This is a genomic window from Microcoleus sp. Pol12B5, assembly GCF_036701335.1.
Taxonomy (GTDB): domain Bacteria; phylum Cyanobacteriota; class Cyanobacteriia; order Cyanobacteriales; family Microcoleaceae; genus Microcoleus.
Genome location: NZ_JAUBQQ010000004.1, coordinates 144695 through 159900 on the forward strand (window position 1 = coordinate 144695; position 15206 = coordinate 159900).

The following is a 15206-nucleotide window of genomic DNA, read 5'->3' on the forward strand; positions in this document are numbered from 1 at the left end:
TTATATTACAATAAAACAAGAATAGTGACAAATCGGCAGCCGATCGCCCGATTTTAAAATTCAGGCAAAACAGGTTTCCGGCAATTGCTAATAAATCTCAATTGTCAGTTTTTTGGCACAAATGCCGATCGCACTCAACCCGAATATTGTATTGTAGGTAGTCTCCAAGCCAGGGAGACCCCATGGCGAGCTATTTGTCAAGTTCGGCAGCTTATACTTTAGCCATATCGAGACTCCAAAGCTTCACCAACGAACTTTTTCCCAGCCGATGTTAAAGTTGTGCGATCGCAACTAAAACTCATGCTCCACACATCCGCTTGATGTTCCTTAAAAATTTGCATAAAAGTACCATCTGGCTGCCAACTTGATATTTAAATTCTCTCGCTGGAAAATCCGAGACGGAGAATCAAGAGGAAGCAGAAGGAAATAATTGTATTTTACCCGACTTTTCTCCAACCTCCACTTCACTTTGAGGAAGTTGGTTTGGTTGCGATAATCTTTCGATCATTATTACTCCTCCTCCCCCTTGATTTTAGGCAATTCTCATTAGAAACTCTAAGATGTTGATTTGAGGAACCTCCGGGGGTGGGGTTTGGTTGGGCGATCGCACGGAGCTAAATTGAAATGACATTTGAGGAAAGTAAGCGACGGTTTCCATGTGCGGTTTCCCGAACGAGAGGTGGTAATTGTATACACGGCGGGACGATCGTACTTTCAGTACAATGTCAGTATTTCAACCTGTACACCTGTTGAGTCTGAGTCTCTGAGAGTGTAAAAGTCGCTCTCATCCTTTCGTTGTCGGGATTGGAGGTTTTTCAAGGGTGGGGCGGTGCGAGGGCCAGAAGCAGACAGTTAACTAAACGGCACAAGGAGACAGGGACAGATGGGATAAGCCCAGAAGCGAGAGAGTGAGAGAATTTTCATCATCATACCTTCATAAAATCACGACAACAGCACCAAGATCACCCAAAAGAATGATTGATTCAAAAAAAGTTGCGTGTTATATTTCAATATAATTCTATACAAAAATACTTTTACCTAAAAGGAGAACAAAAAATGGACACACCTACAGATCGCGAACAAGAACCTGTCGGGACAAGAGAACTCGAATCAATACCTGTATCTGAAAAAGTTTCTGCCCAAAAAGTTACTGAGGTTAATTTTGAAACGACTCCTTTAGAAACCCCCGCTTATACTCAGCAAAAAGTTAGCGTCGAGGAGGTGAAAATTAACGGCGACGATTTGGTTGCTAAAGTTAAAGAACTGATTCACGAAGGAAATATCCGCCGCATCATTATTAAAAATGAAGAGGGACGGATCTTAGTAGAAGTTCCTTTGACAGTGGGAGTAGTCGGTGGAGTAATCGGTGCGGCATTGTTTCCAGTCATTGCAGCAGTAGGAGCGATAGGTGCATTAGTCGCTCACATGACCATCATCATTGAAAGAACAGAATAAAAAAAATTTAGTTGTTAGTAAGGCTCCTGTCCGGTGAATATCCCGTAATCAAGCTTGTTGGTAGTGAGTACGACTATCCTCTGTTGATTGATGAGAAAAAACTTGTCTTTATTACTAAAAACTTAATTATGGCTATCTAACCGGACTTAAACACATTTCAAGCACAAACGGGCTTTATAAATATAGCACTCCTAAATGAGTCGTAATTTTTTTACGACTCATTTAGGAGTGCTATATGCTTGCACACTAAGCAGTATAAATAACTCATTTAGCCGATATTCTTTGTTGAAGTACGGCTAATCCTATCCCTTTGGGGCGTTGCTGAATCACTCTGAGGGTAGAGCCTGGTTAATACCTTAACGAGTTACATTGGATACAAATGAAGGAAAAACCAAAAGTTCTCTAAACTCCCTAAGCTAAAAGCTGTTAAGCATTTAAACTCATGAGCCAAACACCCAACGCTTACACCTGAATTTTGACAGTAAATCAAAATAAGTGATTTAAATGCTCAACAGCTTAGCTCAAGTTTTCAAAGCAGAGCATCTCCTACAGACAAATATTTTTTGAATAGTTGTGCCCAAGATAATTATGAAACCTAACGAAGAAAATAGCTCTAGCCGTGAAATTCATCAAGAAGTTCACACCGATGCAACTAACGGTCACGTCAGTACAACGCGAACCACTACAAATGTTCCGAGTACAACGGGTAAGGCTTCTAAAGAAGCAGCTCATCACCAAGGTTATGTACAGGGTGAAATGGCCGAAAACCACCGCCAAGTTGGAGTCCAAGAAGTCCGCGATAACGAGAATGCTGGTCGCGGGTTACTGTTAGGGCTTCTTCTGGCTTCTTTGGTAGGCTTAGTTCTCGGCAGTGTATATTACTTCAATCGGGGTGAGGAGGCTCCTACTCCTACCGCTGCTCCTGTGATTGTTGTACCGAAAGCGAATCAGCCTTCAGCAACACCAGCTCCGACTCGGACTATAGAGAGAGAAAAAACGATCATTCAAAAGATTGTTCCGGTTCCGGTTCAACCATCTCCAGTTCAAAAGGCTACGCCGACTCCTCAACCAAGTCCCGCTCAACAGGCAACTCCGACTTCTCAACCAAGTCCGGCTCCCAATATCAATATTACAATTCCAAATTCACAGCAGCAAGATGCACCCGCTCAACAAGCAGCGCCGTCTCCATCTTCGCCGTCAAATAATACCAATACTACGGTTCCGAATTCGCAGACGGAGCCAGATTCCACTCGACCAACTCCAGCACCTGAGAGTTCAGCTACTCCATCTCCAACTCAAGATGATGGTGCTTCTGGAGCAGGTACCAGCGGCTCAACTAATACGGAAAGCCAGAGCGATTCTAATCCTACAGATACGGCTGTACCTGAGAGCAACTCCGGCGCAGAGGGTGCGACTGGTTCACCGCAATAGAAGTTGGATGTCGAATTAGTCCGCCTGGGGTTCAAACCCCAGACTCATAGCTAAAGTCCTTTAAAGAGGACTTTTTTTTATGGTTTAAACTGAAATCTTGCACCATTGTCAATAAGTCTGCTATGGGCGGGATCTCCTGCCCAACCCCTACTCCCCACAAGAAAACTCATTCTTCGTGGAACGGGCCCCAGATCCCGTTATTGAGAATGGTGCAACATCTCAGACTAACCGGACATTGTGGCTGAGCTCAAGAAACCTGGTTTATGCGATGGAAAACCTTTTAAGATTGTGCCAACCTCTCCTAAGAAACAGTTTGGTGAACTAATTTAACTTTCCCTAAAGCCGTCTTCCTGCTGTCAAAGAGTTTCATCACGCCGGAGGAGATGGTCTCGATGACATCGGGAGCGCAGTAAGAGAGAAATTCTTCGGAGGAAGTAGGGTCGGCAAAAAACTCTTGAGCTTTCTTCAAAAAGTTTTCTGTTTCAGCAAAGCCGATAGATTTGATAATAAACGTAGCTACGGGAGAGTTTTTAATATCATAGGGAGATTCTTGATTTCGTCCTATTGCTAACAAATTTAAAACCTCTTTTTCCAACTGAGTTTCTAATGGGTAGGCGATCTGTTTGTTGGGCAAGTAATCCTCCAAAACCGAGGTCTTAAATCCGGGTGCACGCAATTCTCCCATCATAGTAGAAAGGGGAATATCGCGACCCAAACGGTAGGAAAGAGCTTCTAAAATGGCGATAGTAATTAGCTTGACCCCCAGATAAAGTTTAGCAACTTCGATATTTTTGCGAGTTCTGGCAATCAGGTTAGCGTAGGTTTCATCGTCCGGCTCTTGCATAAACTGCTGGAAAACCAGTTCGGGTTTGAGGAAGTTCAAAAATCCTTCCATTTTTTGCAGAGACCTGCGATATCCGGCAACAGTATAGGAATTGACATGGATCAATTCGTGGTTGGTTTCTGGCATCAAGTTCCAGGTATTGTCTAAGAAATTAGAGGAATTTGTAGAGGCAAAATTCTCGACATCCCGATTTGCTAATCTGACAGAACGCTTGACAATTTCTACGGTTTGGGCATCGCTCCATCCCCAGTTAAAATCGCGGTTCGCACTTACCAAACGCTGGTGCAAAAGTTCGATCGCGCTCAAACCGCTGGGCGAAACGGGACGAAAAGGGATAGTAGCTTCAATGCAAGCTGTTATCTCAGCGATCGTACTAGCTGGCAAAAAAGGCTCCAAAGATTTGGCAGCAATAACGGCACTCAAAAATTCGTTTTGGCCACCAAACGGAGAGAGAGTCTTGCCGGGAATAAACCCAAATACTGAGGCCACTAGCTGATACATGGCATCGTCGGGCAGTTCGGTTTCATCTCTAATAACTAACTGCGATCGCACTTCTTTGACAAAAGGACAAAGGGCGCTGCTAATATTGAAACTAACGCCCTGATCGACTTGCACGTACACGAGGTCGTGAAACAGCGCAGCCAGCACCTCGATCGGATCGACTGACCCCCCGACCTCAAAAATGTGTTCCGATGTGTGAAAGTAGCGCCAAGGCCCTCTCATCGTTTGAATAATTAGCTCAGCTATCTGCTCCAGCTTTGGAATGTCTACTCGACCTCCCAATTGCTCGATCGAGCTTACCAAGCAATCCAAGCACCGTTTTTGTTCTGCCAAAAGCTCCATTTACACACCTCCAGTGCATTCCCTGATTGTCTTGCGCTTGATTGAATGGTATCAAAACGCGCTGCGATCTTGCCATAATTCGTCACTCAAAAATTTCAAATTTTATGGTGAAACAGGGAGAGGGGGCGAGGGAAAGAGAAAGAGCGAGGGAGAGCGAGGGAGAGCGAGGGAGAGGGAGAGCGGGAAATTAAATATTAAAAATTCGGCCGTTGTGGAGATTCGGGCAACTTGGGCGATCGGTATCATAAATTACAGTAAAAATGATAAAAAGTGGGTAAAAACTTGATAAATTTTTGATGAAATTATGAGGGATTTTTGACAAAAGCTGTGGGTGGGTGTCCTTGACACCAGCATCAAACTGCGGTGGTATAAACACTGCGTCCGGCCTCAGAATAAGATTCCTAGACTTGCTGATAAACTTCTTGATATTCGCGCTGATACACTTGAGTTGATTAGCTTTCGGGCAGTGTGCCTAAAGCTTCCTCGATCGCCACTTTAACTGCTGCCTTGGTTTGCTGTCACCTCTCCCACTATAACAGTAACAGAACTTACACAACTGTCACCAGTGCTCCTGGCACCATGCCGCACAAAATCCGACAATCAACAGGGGAACATCGGGGGCATTTCAGTGGTTCAATTAAATAATTGGACAACATCAATCGAGCTGAAATACCCCCTTAATCCCTTAGTCCCCCTCTGCTGCGACTTCGTATGTTTAGAAGCAATTTAAATCGCCGAATCAACTGTTAGATCCCCAATTTTTTTAAGAAGTCGGGGATCGGGGGATTGTGTCTTTTGAGTCGCTGTTTACTGCATCCGATCGATCGTCCGATACTGCACCGCCTCCCCCACATGATTCGTTTTCAAGCTTTCATCCCCCGACAAATCAGCAATAGTTCTAGCAACCTTCAAAATGCGATCGCTCGCCCTCGCCGAAAGCCCCAACTTCCGAATCGCCATCTCCAATAAATTCCGAGAAGCATCATCCAACTGACACCATCTATTAATGTGACTGCTTTGCATCTCCGCATTACAGCGCAAACTAGATTCCGACTGAAAACGGCGAGTAGCGAGCTCTCGCGCCCGCTGTACTCTCACCCGCACAGGTTCCGACTCCTCTCCCGTCGGCTGTCGCGTAATTTCCTCGGGTTTCAAACGATTAACCGCCACTTGCAAATCAATCCGATCCATCAAAGGCCCCGAAAGTTTTGCCCAATATTGCTCCCTCTTTTGCGGCGAACAAGTACACTGTTGAATCGAATCCCCGTAATAACCGCAAGCGCAAGGATTCGTACTCGCAACTAAAGTGAATTGAGCCGGAAACATCACCGATTGTCTAGTCCGAGAAATCGTCACATAACCATCTTCCAGCGGTTGTCGCAAAAACTCCAAAACATCTCTTTTAAACTCAGTTAATTCATCCAGAAAAAGAATGCCGCGATGTGCTAAAGAAATTTCACCCGGACGCGGAAAACTGCCGCCACCTACCAAAGAAGGCCCCGATGCCGAATGGTGAGGACTGCGAAAAGGTCGATCGCCCACCAAGCTTCCCTTATCCTTCAACAACCCAGCCACCGAATGAATTTGAGTTACATCCAAAGCTTCATCAAAAGTCAGCGGTGGCAAAATACCAGGCAAACGCCTCGCCAACATAGTCTTACCGCTCCCTGGCGGCCCCACAAAAATTAAATTGTGTCCCCCCGCCGCCGCAATTTCCAAAGCCCGCCGCGCGTGAATTTGCCCCTTTACATCCTTTAAATCTAAACCCGGAAACCGCGTTTTTGCTAACTCTTCTCGACCGTTTACTTCTACAGGCGAATAAACTTCAGGATTGTTCAAAAAATCAGTAACTGCAAAAATATTCTCAAAACCATAAACAGATATTCCGTGCACCAAAGCCGCTTCCTGCGCGTTACCAGCCGGTACAACTAATCCTGAAATACCCATTTTTTGAGCAGCAGCGGCGATCGGCAAAACCCCAGCCACAGGCCGCAAACTCCCATCTAAAGAAAGTTCCCCTAAAAACAAATAATCTCCCAAAAGTTCAGCGCTGACTTGTTCCGATGCTGCTAAAATGCCAATGGCGATCGGCAAATCAAAACTCGGCCCTTCCTTCCGCAAATCTGCCGGTGTCAAATTAATCACAATACTCCGCATCGGAAAAGCATATCCCGAATTTTTTAGCGTAGCCTTAACCCTTTCTTTAGCTTCTTGCACCGCAGAATCGGGCAATCCCACAACGACAATTTTCGGTAGCCCCCCTGACACATCAGCCTCAACACCCACCTTTACCGCGTCAATTCCAACGATCGATGCACTCCAAACCCTAGCAAGCATTTTTCTTTATCCTTAATTTGCCTGTCCTTGATTCATCATCTATTATGATTAACAATGACTAATGAATATCGGGAGAGGCAAGAAAAACTTTTCCTTGCCTCTTCTTTTTCTCCTCTTCCCTCTCTCCTGCTGAGTCTTCCCTCTTCCCACTTCCCCTTCCCACTTCCGCCTTCTGTCCTCTTCCGTCAAACTCCATCCGTTAAATCCGTTACATCCGTTACACAATCCGTTGCCGAACTTCGTTAATACCCATGACAACTCAAGAAACGCTTTTCAGCAAAATCATCCGCAAAGAGATTCCCGCAGACATCATTTATGAAGACGACTTGGCCCTCGCGTTCCGAGATATCCATCCGCAAGCACCCGTCCATATCCTCGTCATTCCCAAACAGCCTATTGCCAAATTAGCCGATGCCGAGTCGGAAGATCATGCTCTCATGGGACACCTGCTGCTGACTGTCAAGCGGGTAGCAGAACAACTCGGACTTAGCAACGGCTATCGCGTCGTCATTAATAGCGGCAGCGACGGCGGCCAAACTGTAGACCACATGCACCTTCACATTCTCGGCGGTCGGCAGATGAACTGGCCCCCAGGCTAAATCCTAATTTTGGCGTTGCTGATTTATGGTATGAAAGGCTAAATATGCAAGTCATAGAAACCAGTATCTACAAAGCTTCGGGATTTTAAACTTATTTTTTTCATACCCTGATTAAGCAACGCCCCTAATTTTTACCCCGAACTTGCGGACTCATCCTCAGAAACCCGGTTGATTTCTATTGCCAAGCGCATCAGAAACCGGGTTTCTTTTTTCGTCAATAAACCCGGTTGATTGGAGATTATTGAGAATGCAGCCCGCACTAGAAACCCGGTTGTCAGTATTCTCCTGATAAAAATTTCCGCTCGCAGAATCCACCGGCTATATGTGAATAAATATTAAAAATCCTCTCCCCCAGACGTAATTAAGAGATATTTAAAATGAAAGAAAATCGACCTGAACAAAAATAATTTGCTCAAACTGCTGAACCCATCTACAGCTAATAGATGCAGTTCTTCAGGTCGCTATATTTAACCTGTTATGTGGGTAATATTGCTTTGTAAAAAACTACAAATATTTACCAATAATCCAGTTTTTGTAAAAGTTTGTAAAATGTTTAAATTGTCAGCAGTAATCCCTTGGCAAACTTTAGTGAATGGTGTTACTAATATAAGCGTGGGGCATCCCCACAACGAACCTTGAAAATTCAATTAAGCCATCATAAACCAAATGACAACAACCGTACAGCGTCGCGAAAGCGGCAACGTTTGGGAACGGTTCTGCGAGTGGGTAACTAGCACTGACAACCGCATTTATGTGGGTTGGTTCGGCGTCTTGATGATTCCCACCTTGCTGAGTGCCACCATCTGCTACATCATCGCCTTCATCGCTGCTCCTCCTGTGGACATCGACGGCATCCGCGAACCAGTTGCAGGTTCCTTGATGTACGGCAACAACATCATTACTGGTGCTGTTGTTCCTTCATCGAATGCGATCGGGCTTCACTTCTATCCCATCTGGGAAGCAGCTTCCCTCGATGAATGGTTGTACAACGGCGGCCCCTACCAATTGGTAGTTTTTCACTTCCTCATTGGCGTTTTCTGCTACATGGGTCGTGAATGGGAATTGTCTTACCGCTTAGGTATGCGTCCTTGGATCTGCGTCGCTTACTCTGCACCAGTTGCAGCAGCAACCGCAGTATTCTTGATTTACCCGATCGGACAAGGCAGCTTTTCTGACGGTATGCCCTTGGGTATCTCCGGTACATTCAACTTCATGATCGTGTTCCAAGCAGAACACAACATCCTGATGCACCCCTTCCATATGTTGGGAGTAGCTGGTGTCTTCGGCGGTGCTCTGTTCTCCGCCATGCACGGTTCTCTTGTTACCTCTAGCTTGGTTCGTGAAACAACCGAAACTGAATCTTTGAACTACGGTTACAAATTCGGTCAAGAAGAAGAAACCTACAACATCGTTGCAGCCCACGGCTACTTCGGTCGGTTAATCTTCCAATACGCGAGCTTTAACAACAGCCGTTCTTTGCACTTCTTGTTAGGTGCATGGCCAGTAGTCGGCATCTGGTTTACCGCTTTGGGTATTTCCACGATGGCTTTCAACTTGAACGGTTTCAACTTCAACCAATCAATTATCGACTCTCAAGGTCGCGTGATCAACACTTGGGCTGATGTCATCAACCGCGCTAACTTGGGTATGGAAGTAATGCACGAGCGCAACGCTCACAACTTCCCTCTCGACTTGGCTGCTGGTGAAGTCACCCCAGTAGCAATGGTTGCTCCTTCCATCAACGGCTAAGTTTAGCTTTTGATTAACAAAAAGCGCTCCTAGAAATAGGGGCGCTTTTTGTTTGGGCAAGTAGAATTTGAGAGATTTTTTTCTGTTAAATCAGTTAAATCCCATACACTGCGCCTTGCCGAGCTTTTTTCTTCCTGATTAATCTGATATATTGATTAAGAATTATTTTTGGCAATCATCAAAGTGGCGATATTTAACAGGCACAAATTTGAAAAACTCGTGGTTCATAAATCCAAAATATTAGCCTGGGCGATCGCACTTTTCAGTGGCATCTTGATGGCATTGACAACCGCACCAGTAAATGCTTGGCTATTGGCTTGGGTAGCATTAGCTCCACTGTGGATTTTGGTTGTCAGTTATCAAAAGCCAAAAATAGAAGAACAAAAACAAAAATTCTTCCTTCTTCCTTCTTCCTTCTTCCTTCTTCCTTCCCTCTGGGGGATTGGCTATCACGGATTAGCTTTATCTTGGATTATGGGAATTCACCCGATGACTTGGTTGGGAGTTCCTTGGTGGCCGAGTTTGGCGATCGCACTTTTTTGCTGGGCATTCATCACCCTCTGGGGAGCCGCCTTAGTCACCGTTTGGGCGTGGCTATTTGTAATTCTCAACTCCCTAACTTTACCAGGCAAAAATCCTATTTTTATTCTTAACTCCCCCCCTTTACAAGGGGGGGCTGGGGGGGGTAAAGCTCAATTTTCCGCATTAACTCGCGTTTTAATTGGCACAGCTTTGTGGTGTGCCTTAGAAAGTATTTGGAGTACAGGTTCGCTGTGGTGGACATCCCTATCATATACCCAAAGCCCGCACAATTTAGCAATATTACACCTTGGCCAACTCTCCGGGCCCAGCGCAGTAACAGCCGCTCTTGTAGCAGTAAATGGCTTAATCGCCGAAGCTTTTATTGAAGGAAGAAGGAAGAAGGAAGAAGGAAGAAGGAAGAATTGGATTGCTTATATTTTGCCTGTAAGTTTGTGTTTAATTTTGCATATTGCAGGCTGGATTTTGTACAACCGCCCTTTGAATCAAGAAGCTGCAACTGCTTTAAAAATTGGCATTATTCAAGGCAATATTCCTAACGAGATTAAGTTTGACTCAGCGGGCTGGGGGCGCGCTTTGGAAGGTTACACCAGTGGATATAAACAGTTAGCAGACAGAAAAGTCGATGCTGTGCTAATTCCAGAGACAGCTTTGCCTTTTATCTGGACAAACGAGTATCAGCGTTCTACTCTTTCCTTTTACCAAGCTATTCTCGAACGCGGTGTGGTGGCTTGGGTGGGAGGATTCGGACAGCAAGAGAATAGTATCACTAACAGCTTATTGGCGATCGATCGCACTGGAGAAATTGTCGGCCGCTACGATAAACTAAAGCTCGTACCTTTAGGCGAATATATCCCTTTTTACGAAATCTTAGGGGGGATTATTAATCGGCTTTCTCCCTTAGATGCTCATTTAGTACCCGGTAATTCTAAACAATTGTTTGATACCCCGTTTGGCCGCGCCATTGTCGGAATTTGTTACGATTCAGCCTTTGCGGAAATCTTCCGATATCAGGCGGCGAATGGAGGCGAATTTATGATCACCGCTTCCAACAATGCCCATTACAAACCGCCCATGTTGGATCAACATCATGCTCTCGATGTAATGCGAGCAATTGAAACTGATAGATGGGCAGCTATCGCAACTAATACGGGTTACTCTGCTTTTGTAAATCCTCGTGGCGAGACGGTTTGGAAGTCTGGAATTAATACCTATGAAGTCCGGGATGCTACTATTTATCGGCGGCAAACTCGGACTTTGTACGTGCGGCGGGGAGATTTGCTGACGCCTTTATTGTTAGTATTGGCTGGGTTAATGCGGTTTATTGTTAGAAATTAACCAGTAGTATCTATGATTTTAGATGTTAGATTGGTATCTAAAATCTAAAATCTAAAATAGAATTAGTTTACTTATTTTTCATGTGTTCGTGAACGCTAGGAGATAGAGAAATTAAATCGTCCATATTGCGCTGCATAGCAGCACACATATTGTCCAAAGGCAAATCATTGGCATCGTGTCCGAAGGGATTTTCTATTTCAATGCCGATTTCTTCGATGCCGAACAAAGTAAAACTAATTAAAGCCACAACAGGACCGGTTCCCCAACCCAAATCCTTCACCATTTGAAAGGGGAGTGCCAAAGAATAAAGTAACAATAGCTGTTTGAGGTGAATCGCGTAAGCCAAAGGGATAGGCGTCTTCAAAATGCGTTCGCAGCCCCCTAAAACATCAATCATAGAGTTGAGCAACTCCTTCATACCAGTTAACTGATAAACATCCAGGCAATTGCGCTCGTACTGCTCGTGCATATAATCCTCAATCCAAAAAGCAATTTCTAGGGGCGGATTGTTCATCGATTTGATCTTTTGGTACTGCGCTGGAGACATTAACGGCTCCAACTCTGGATTGACTGATTCTTGCCGCAAGTGCAGTTTCAGGGCCACGGCAAAGGCAACTAATAGGCGCAGTGCTGACTTTTTTTCTATGATATCCTGCGGGTCTTTTTCCTCAATTGCTACCCAGATTTGACGAGCCAAATTGCGGATGTTATTGTTTAAAGTACCCCAAAATCTCCGACCTTCCCAAAATCGCTCGTAGGCTGTGTTTGTCCGAAAAACTAACAGTAAACCGAGGACAATACTCGGTACAATGCTAGACAAAATCGGCAAGGATACTGGCAAGTTAAAAAAGTATAGGAAGGAAATAAAACCCCCAAATCCGCCGCACAGCAAAACGCGCGGCAAAATTGAGGGAATGACAGACCCTCGAACCTGTAATGCAATTTTAAACCACGACGGCTGATCGACACTCATGCAAGTCTCCTCGTTAAATTAAATTAGCCCGATCGCCCAAAGTCGATTTTAGATTTTAGATTGACTCCACAGATACAGCACATTGCAGGTCGCGAGAGCGCGCTTTCTCTAGGCACTGCGCCTACCAAAACAGCTCTTTTGTACTTCACTTGCCAGCAAAAGTGCTATAAATCTGGGGTTTGAACTTTCGTCTAATTTTTTTAATCTCCACGACTCCTATCGGGGATTATTATCCGTATTTGGGTACGGTGAGATCTTCGGAAAAAAGCTTTCCTACAAACAACCTCTGGATTTTACCAAAAAACTCATCTTTAGAAGCAATCTCAAATCTCAAATCTCAAATTAATTGACTGATGCACTTAATTAGGTAAGATTAATCATGTATCTTTAAACCTCAGCTTCCGTGCAAGAGCTACCGACATCTGTGCCCCCGCATTTTCACCGATTGCCAAACCAACGGTGGCAAATTTATTCGCCTCAACCACAGCAAGCCGAACAGTTTGCCACTGAAATCGGTTTGTCGCCCTTGCTGGCACAGGTACTGATTAACCGGGGCATCGATTCTCTGAAAGAAGTGCAAGGGTTTATCGAACCGGAATCTCTGGTTTTGCCCGCGCCAACCGATGAGTTTCCAGATTTGGCTGCGAGTGTCAAATTGTTGCGGGAGGCGATTTCGGGAGGGCAAAAAATTGCTATTTGCGGCGACTACGATGCTGACGGGATGACGAGTACGGCTTTGTTGCTACGAGCTCTCAGGGTTCTGGGCGCGAATGTGGATTATGCTATTCCCAGCCGGATGCGAGAAGGTTATGGGATTAACGATCGCATTGTAGAAGAATTTCACTCGGAAGGTGTCGCTCTCATTCTCACCGTTGACAACGGAATTGCAGCCTACGGCCCGGTTGCCAGAGCGCGAGAACTCGGTGTCAAAGTTATTATTACAGACCACCACGATTTACCTCCAAAACTGCCGCCGGCTGATGCTATTCTTAACCCGAAATTAATCGCTGAATCTTCGCCATATCGCGGTTTGGCTGGCGTAGGCGTTGCTTATGTTTTGGCTATTACTTTGGCTCAGGATATGAAAAAAGTTGGGGGGTTGGTGAATCCCTTGCTGGAGTTATTTACGTTGGGAACTATTGCGGATTTAGCACCTTTGACTGGCGTTAATCGGCGCTGGGTGAAGCGGGGTTTACGGCTGTTGCCTCACTCGCAATTGGCGGGTATTCAGGCTTTGATTCAGGTGGCTGGAGTGCAGCCGGGAAGTGCGGAAAGTTTACCTCTTATGAATTCAAAAAGCCAAGCTAGCAATACGTTAAAGCCTGAAGATATTGGTTTTAGGCTTGGCCCCCGGATTAATGCTGTGGGGCGGCTGGCTGACCCTCAAATTGTGATAGAGTTGCTGACTACGGACGATCGCGAATTGGCTCTCAAAAACGCCATGCAGTGCGAACGAATTAATCAGCGCAGGCAGGAGTTGTGCCAGGAAATTGAGCAGGAAGCAATTGCTTGGTGCGAGGAAAGTGATCTCGACTTGCAGCAAGAACGAGTTTTAGTTGTCGTGCAACCCGGTTGGCACCACGGGGTGATCGGGATTGTGGCTTCTCGGTTAGTGGAACGCTACGGCGTGCCTGTGTTTATTGGAACTTTTGAGGATGAGGCTGGCGAAAACGAGGCTGTAGGGGCGGTTGCCCATAAAATTATCAGGGGCTCGGCGAGGGGAATTCCTGAGTTTAATGTATTTGACGGGCTGAATTTTTGCGCGGATTTATTAACTAAATTTGGCGGACACAAAGCGGCTGGCGGTTTTTCTATGCCTGCTGAGAATCTCGAACAATTCCGCAATCAACTGTCAATTTTTGCCAATGAATGTTTGCAGCCGGAATACCTGAAACCGCTGGTTTCAGTTGACGTGCAGGCAGATTTGGCAGAGATTAATCTTGACCTTTACCGACAAATTGATGCTCTGGAACCTTGCGGGATTGAAAATAAGGCTCCTGTATTTTGGACGCCTAATGTTTGCATAACTGAACAGAAAATTGTTGGTAAAGGAGGTCACGTTAAACTAACTGCAAGTCAAGATGGAAATGTATCGGCTAGTGTGAAGGCGATTGCTTGGCGTTGGGGGGAATATTTTCCTTTGCCTCGGCGGGTTGATATTGCTTACCGATTGCGGGAAAATAGTTTTAATGGCAAGACATCGGTTGAATTAGAATTGTTGGGCGTTCGGCTACCGGCAAATGCTGCTACTTCCAGGCCACCGAAGTTCGGAAAAGTGGAGTTTGATTATTGCGATCGCACTTATTCTTGCAGTCTATCTCCTGCAGGCTCGATCGAGGAATTGAGAATTCGCAACTCTCAAGGGCAAGTTTTGGCTGTTGCACCCGGACAAAACATCGGTTTGTTAGGTAACTCCCGCAAAGATGCTAGAGAAGTCGATGTATCTTTACCTTTTTTTGAGAATTTGATTCAAACTGCTAAACACGCCCTCGGTATTTGATAACAAAGCAGGTGCAGCAGGGAAAATTGGCGATCGAGCCTTGTGAATTTTGCATCATTTAAAACTCAAAATTCACAAGGCTCGATCGCCCCGGAGCGTGCTATAATTACAGGTCGCCGCCTTTAGCAGCCAAGAGAAAAATCACGATCGGGCCAGAAAGCACGACGGCGGCGAGTAAAGCTACCTGAACAATGAGTTGGTAGTCTACACCAGCCATACCACTGAAAAGATCGGTTATAAAGTCCATTTGTCCTCCTGACTGTAGTGATTAAGTCTAGATTGTTGAATTAGAAAATCCGCTTCTGATTTTACCGGGCGATCGACCATATTTTTTAAGGAACTTTACAAAATTCAACAAAATGTAAACTACGATCGACCTCTCAGTCACAGGAAACCAGGGACTTGATGCCCCTTCCCGGAAACTCCCCCCAATCTCAAATCTCAAATCTCAAATCGAACCCCCTTTCGGGATATCCGTCTCCGGCGGGCGCTGGCAATTGATATACTTTAAGAGCCCCAATTTCCTAAAGTTTGGCATTTTCCACATAATGCTCCGAATCTAAAATCTAAAATCTAAAATCTAAAATCTAAAATCAA

General features: G+C 45.2%; 12 protein-coding genes. 6 read left to right on the forward strand and 6 right to left on the reverse strand.

The window, feature by feature from the left end; all coding sequences use genetic code 11:
* Nucleotides 1-218: 218 nt before the first annotated feature.
* Nucleotides 219-341, reverse strand: a complete 123-nt coding sequence (locus QUA24_RS04065) for a hypothetical protein (RefSeq protein ID WP_333227429.1) — start codon at nt 339-341, stop codon at nt 219-221.
* A gap of 191 nt (nt 342-532) precedes the next feature.
* Nucleotides 533-658, reverse strand: a complete 126-nt coding sequence (locus QUA24_RS04070; protein WP_333169341.1) for a hypothetical protein — start codon at nt 656-658, stop codon at nt 533-535.
* Between the two features lie 398 nt (nt 659-1056).
* On the opposite strand from QUA24_RS04070, the gene QUA24_RS04075 reads away from it, so the two are divergent.
* Together QUA24_RS04075 and QUA24_RS04080 are read left to right on the forward strand one after the other, a co-directional pair.
* Nucleotides 1057-1455, forward strand: a complete 399-nt coding sequence (locus QUA24_RS04075) for a DUF4342 domain-containing protein (protein WP_015175606.1) — start codon at nt 1057-1059, stop codon at nt 1453-1455.
* A gap of 588 nt (nt 1456-2043) precedes the next feature.
* Nucleotides 2044-2886 (forward strand): hypothetical protein, encoded by an 843-nt coding sequence (locus QUA24_RS04080; protein WP_333227431.1) that lies wholly within the window; start codon nt 2044-2046, stop codon nt 2884-2886.
* 301 nt (nt 2887-3187) lie between these two features.
* Here the strand turns inward: QUA24_RS04080 and QUA24_RS04085 are convergent, their stop codons facing one another.
* Complete coding sequence (locus QUA24_RS04085) at nt 3188-4573, reverse strand: hypothetical protein (RefSeq protein ID WP_333227433.1); 1386 nt, start codon at nt 4571-4573, stop codon at nt 3188-3190.
* Between the two features lie 807 nt (nt 4574-5380).
* Nucleotides 5381-6910 carry a YifB family Mg chelatase-like AAA ATPase gene (locus QUA24_RS04090; RefSeq protein ID WP_333227435.1) on the reverse strand — a complete coding sequence of 510 codons (1530 nt, stop codon included), beginning with the start codon at nt 6908-6910 and terminating at the stop codon, nt 5381-5383.
* Nucleotides 6911-7161: 251 nt separating this feature from the next.
* Here QUA24_RS04090 and QUA24_RS04095 point away from each other — a divergent pair, with 251 nt between their 5' ends.
* The 3 genes from QUA24_RS04095 to lnt all read left to right on the forward strand — a co-directional run bounded on the left by QUA24_RS04095 (nt 7162) and on the right by lnt (nt 11136).
* A complete protein-coding gene (locus tag QUA24_RS04095) occupies nt 7162-7509 on the forward strand; it encodes a histidine triad nucleotide-binding protein (protein WP_333227437.1) in 348 nt (115 codons plus the stop codon).
* Between the two features lie 666 nt (nt 7510-8175).
* A complete protein-coding gene (gene psbA, locus QUA24_RS04100; protein WP_190657438.1) occupies nt 8176-9258 on the forward strand; it encodes a photosystem II q(b) protein in 1083 nt (360 codons plus the stop codon).
* Nucleotides 9259-9534: 276 nt separating this feature from the next.
* Complete coding sequence (lnt, locus tag QUA24_RS04105) at nt 9535-11136, forward strand: apolipoprotein N-acyltransferase (RefSeq protein WP_333227520.1); 1602 nt, start codon at nt 9535-9537, stop codon at nt 11134-11136.
* A 67-nt stretch (nt 11137-11203) separates the two neighbouring features.
* Here the strand turns inward: lnt and QUA24_RS04110 are convergent, their stop codons facing one another.
* A complete protein-coding gene (locus QUA24_RS04110) occupies nt 11204-12109 on the reverse strand; it encodes a bestrophin family ion channel (RefSeq protein WP_333227439.1) in 906 nt (301 codons plus the stop codon).
* A gap of 403 nt (nt 12110-12512) precedes the next feature.
* On the opposite strand from QUA24_RS04110, the gene recJ reads away from it, so the two are divergent.
* On the forward strand, nt 12513-14609 hold the full coding sequence (recJ, locus tag QUA24_RS04115; protein ID WP_333227441.1) for a single-stranded-DNA-specific exonuclease RecJ: 2097 nt from the start codon (nt 12513-12515) through the stop codon (nt 14607-14609).
* A 106-nt stretch (nt 14610-14715) separates the two neighbouring features.
* Here the strand turns inward: recJ and psb30 are convergent, their stop codons facing one another.
* Nucleotides 14716-14856, reverse strand: a complete 141-nt coding sequence (gene psb30, locus QUA24_RS04120; RefSeq protein WP_190740284.1) for a photosystem II reaction center protein Ycf12/Psb30 — start codon at nt 14854-14856, stop codon at nt 14716-14718.
* Between the last annotated feature and the right edge of the window lie 350 nt (nt 14857-15206).

Excerpts from the sequence above, each read along its gene's own strand:
- psbA (WP_190657438.1), top strand. The coding sequence starts at position 8,176 with ATGACAACAACCGTACAGCGTCGCGAAAGCGGCAACGTTTGGGAACGG.
- QUA24_RS04090 (WP_333227435.1), bottom strand. The coding sequence starts at position 6,910 with ATGCTTGCTAGGGTTTGGAGTGCATCGATCGTTGGAATTGACGCGGTA.
- QUA24_RS04075 (WP_015175606.1), top strand. The coding sequence starts at position 1,057 with ATGGACACACCTACAGATCGCGAACAAGAACCTGTCGGGACAAGAGAA.
- lnt (WP_333227520.1), top strand. The coding sequence starts at position 9,535 with ATGGCATTGACAACCGCACCAGTAAATGCTTGGCTATTGGCTTGGGTA.
- QUA24_RS04065 (WP_333227429.1), bottom strand. The coding sequence starts at position 341 with ATGCAAATTTTTAAGGAACATCAAGCGGATGTGTGGAGCATGAGTTTT.
- QUA24_RS04110 (WP_333227439.1), bottom strand. The coding sequence starts at position 12,109 with ATGAGTGTCGATCAGCCGTCGTGGTTTAAAATTGCATTACAGGTTCGA.
- psb30 (WP_190740284.1), bottom strand. The coding sequence starts at position 14,856 with ATGGACTTTATAACCGATCTTTTCAGTGGTATGGCTGGTGTAGACTAC.
- QUA24_RS04095 (WP_333227437.1), top strand. The coding sequence starts at position 7,162 with ATGACAACTCAAGAAACGCTTTTCAGCAAAATCATCCGCAAAGAGATT.
- QUA24_RS04085 (WP_333227433.1), bottom strand. The coding sequence starts at position 4,573 with ATGGAGCTTTTGGCAGAACAAAAACGGTGCTTGGATTGCTTGGTAAGC.
- QUA24_RS04070 (WP_333169341.1), bottom strand. The coding sequence starts at position 658 with ATGGAAACCGTCGCTTACTTTCCTCAAATGTCATTTCAATTTAGCTCC.
- QUA24_RS04080 (WP_333227431.1), top strand. The coding sequence starts at position 2,044 with ATGAAACCTAACGAAGAAAATAGCTCTAGCCGTGAAATTCATCAAGAA.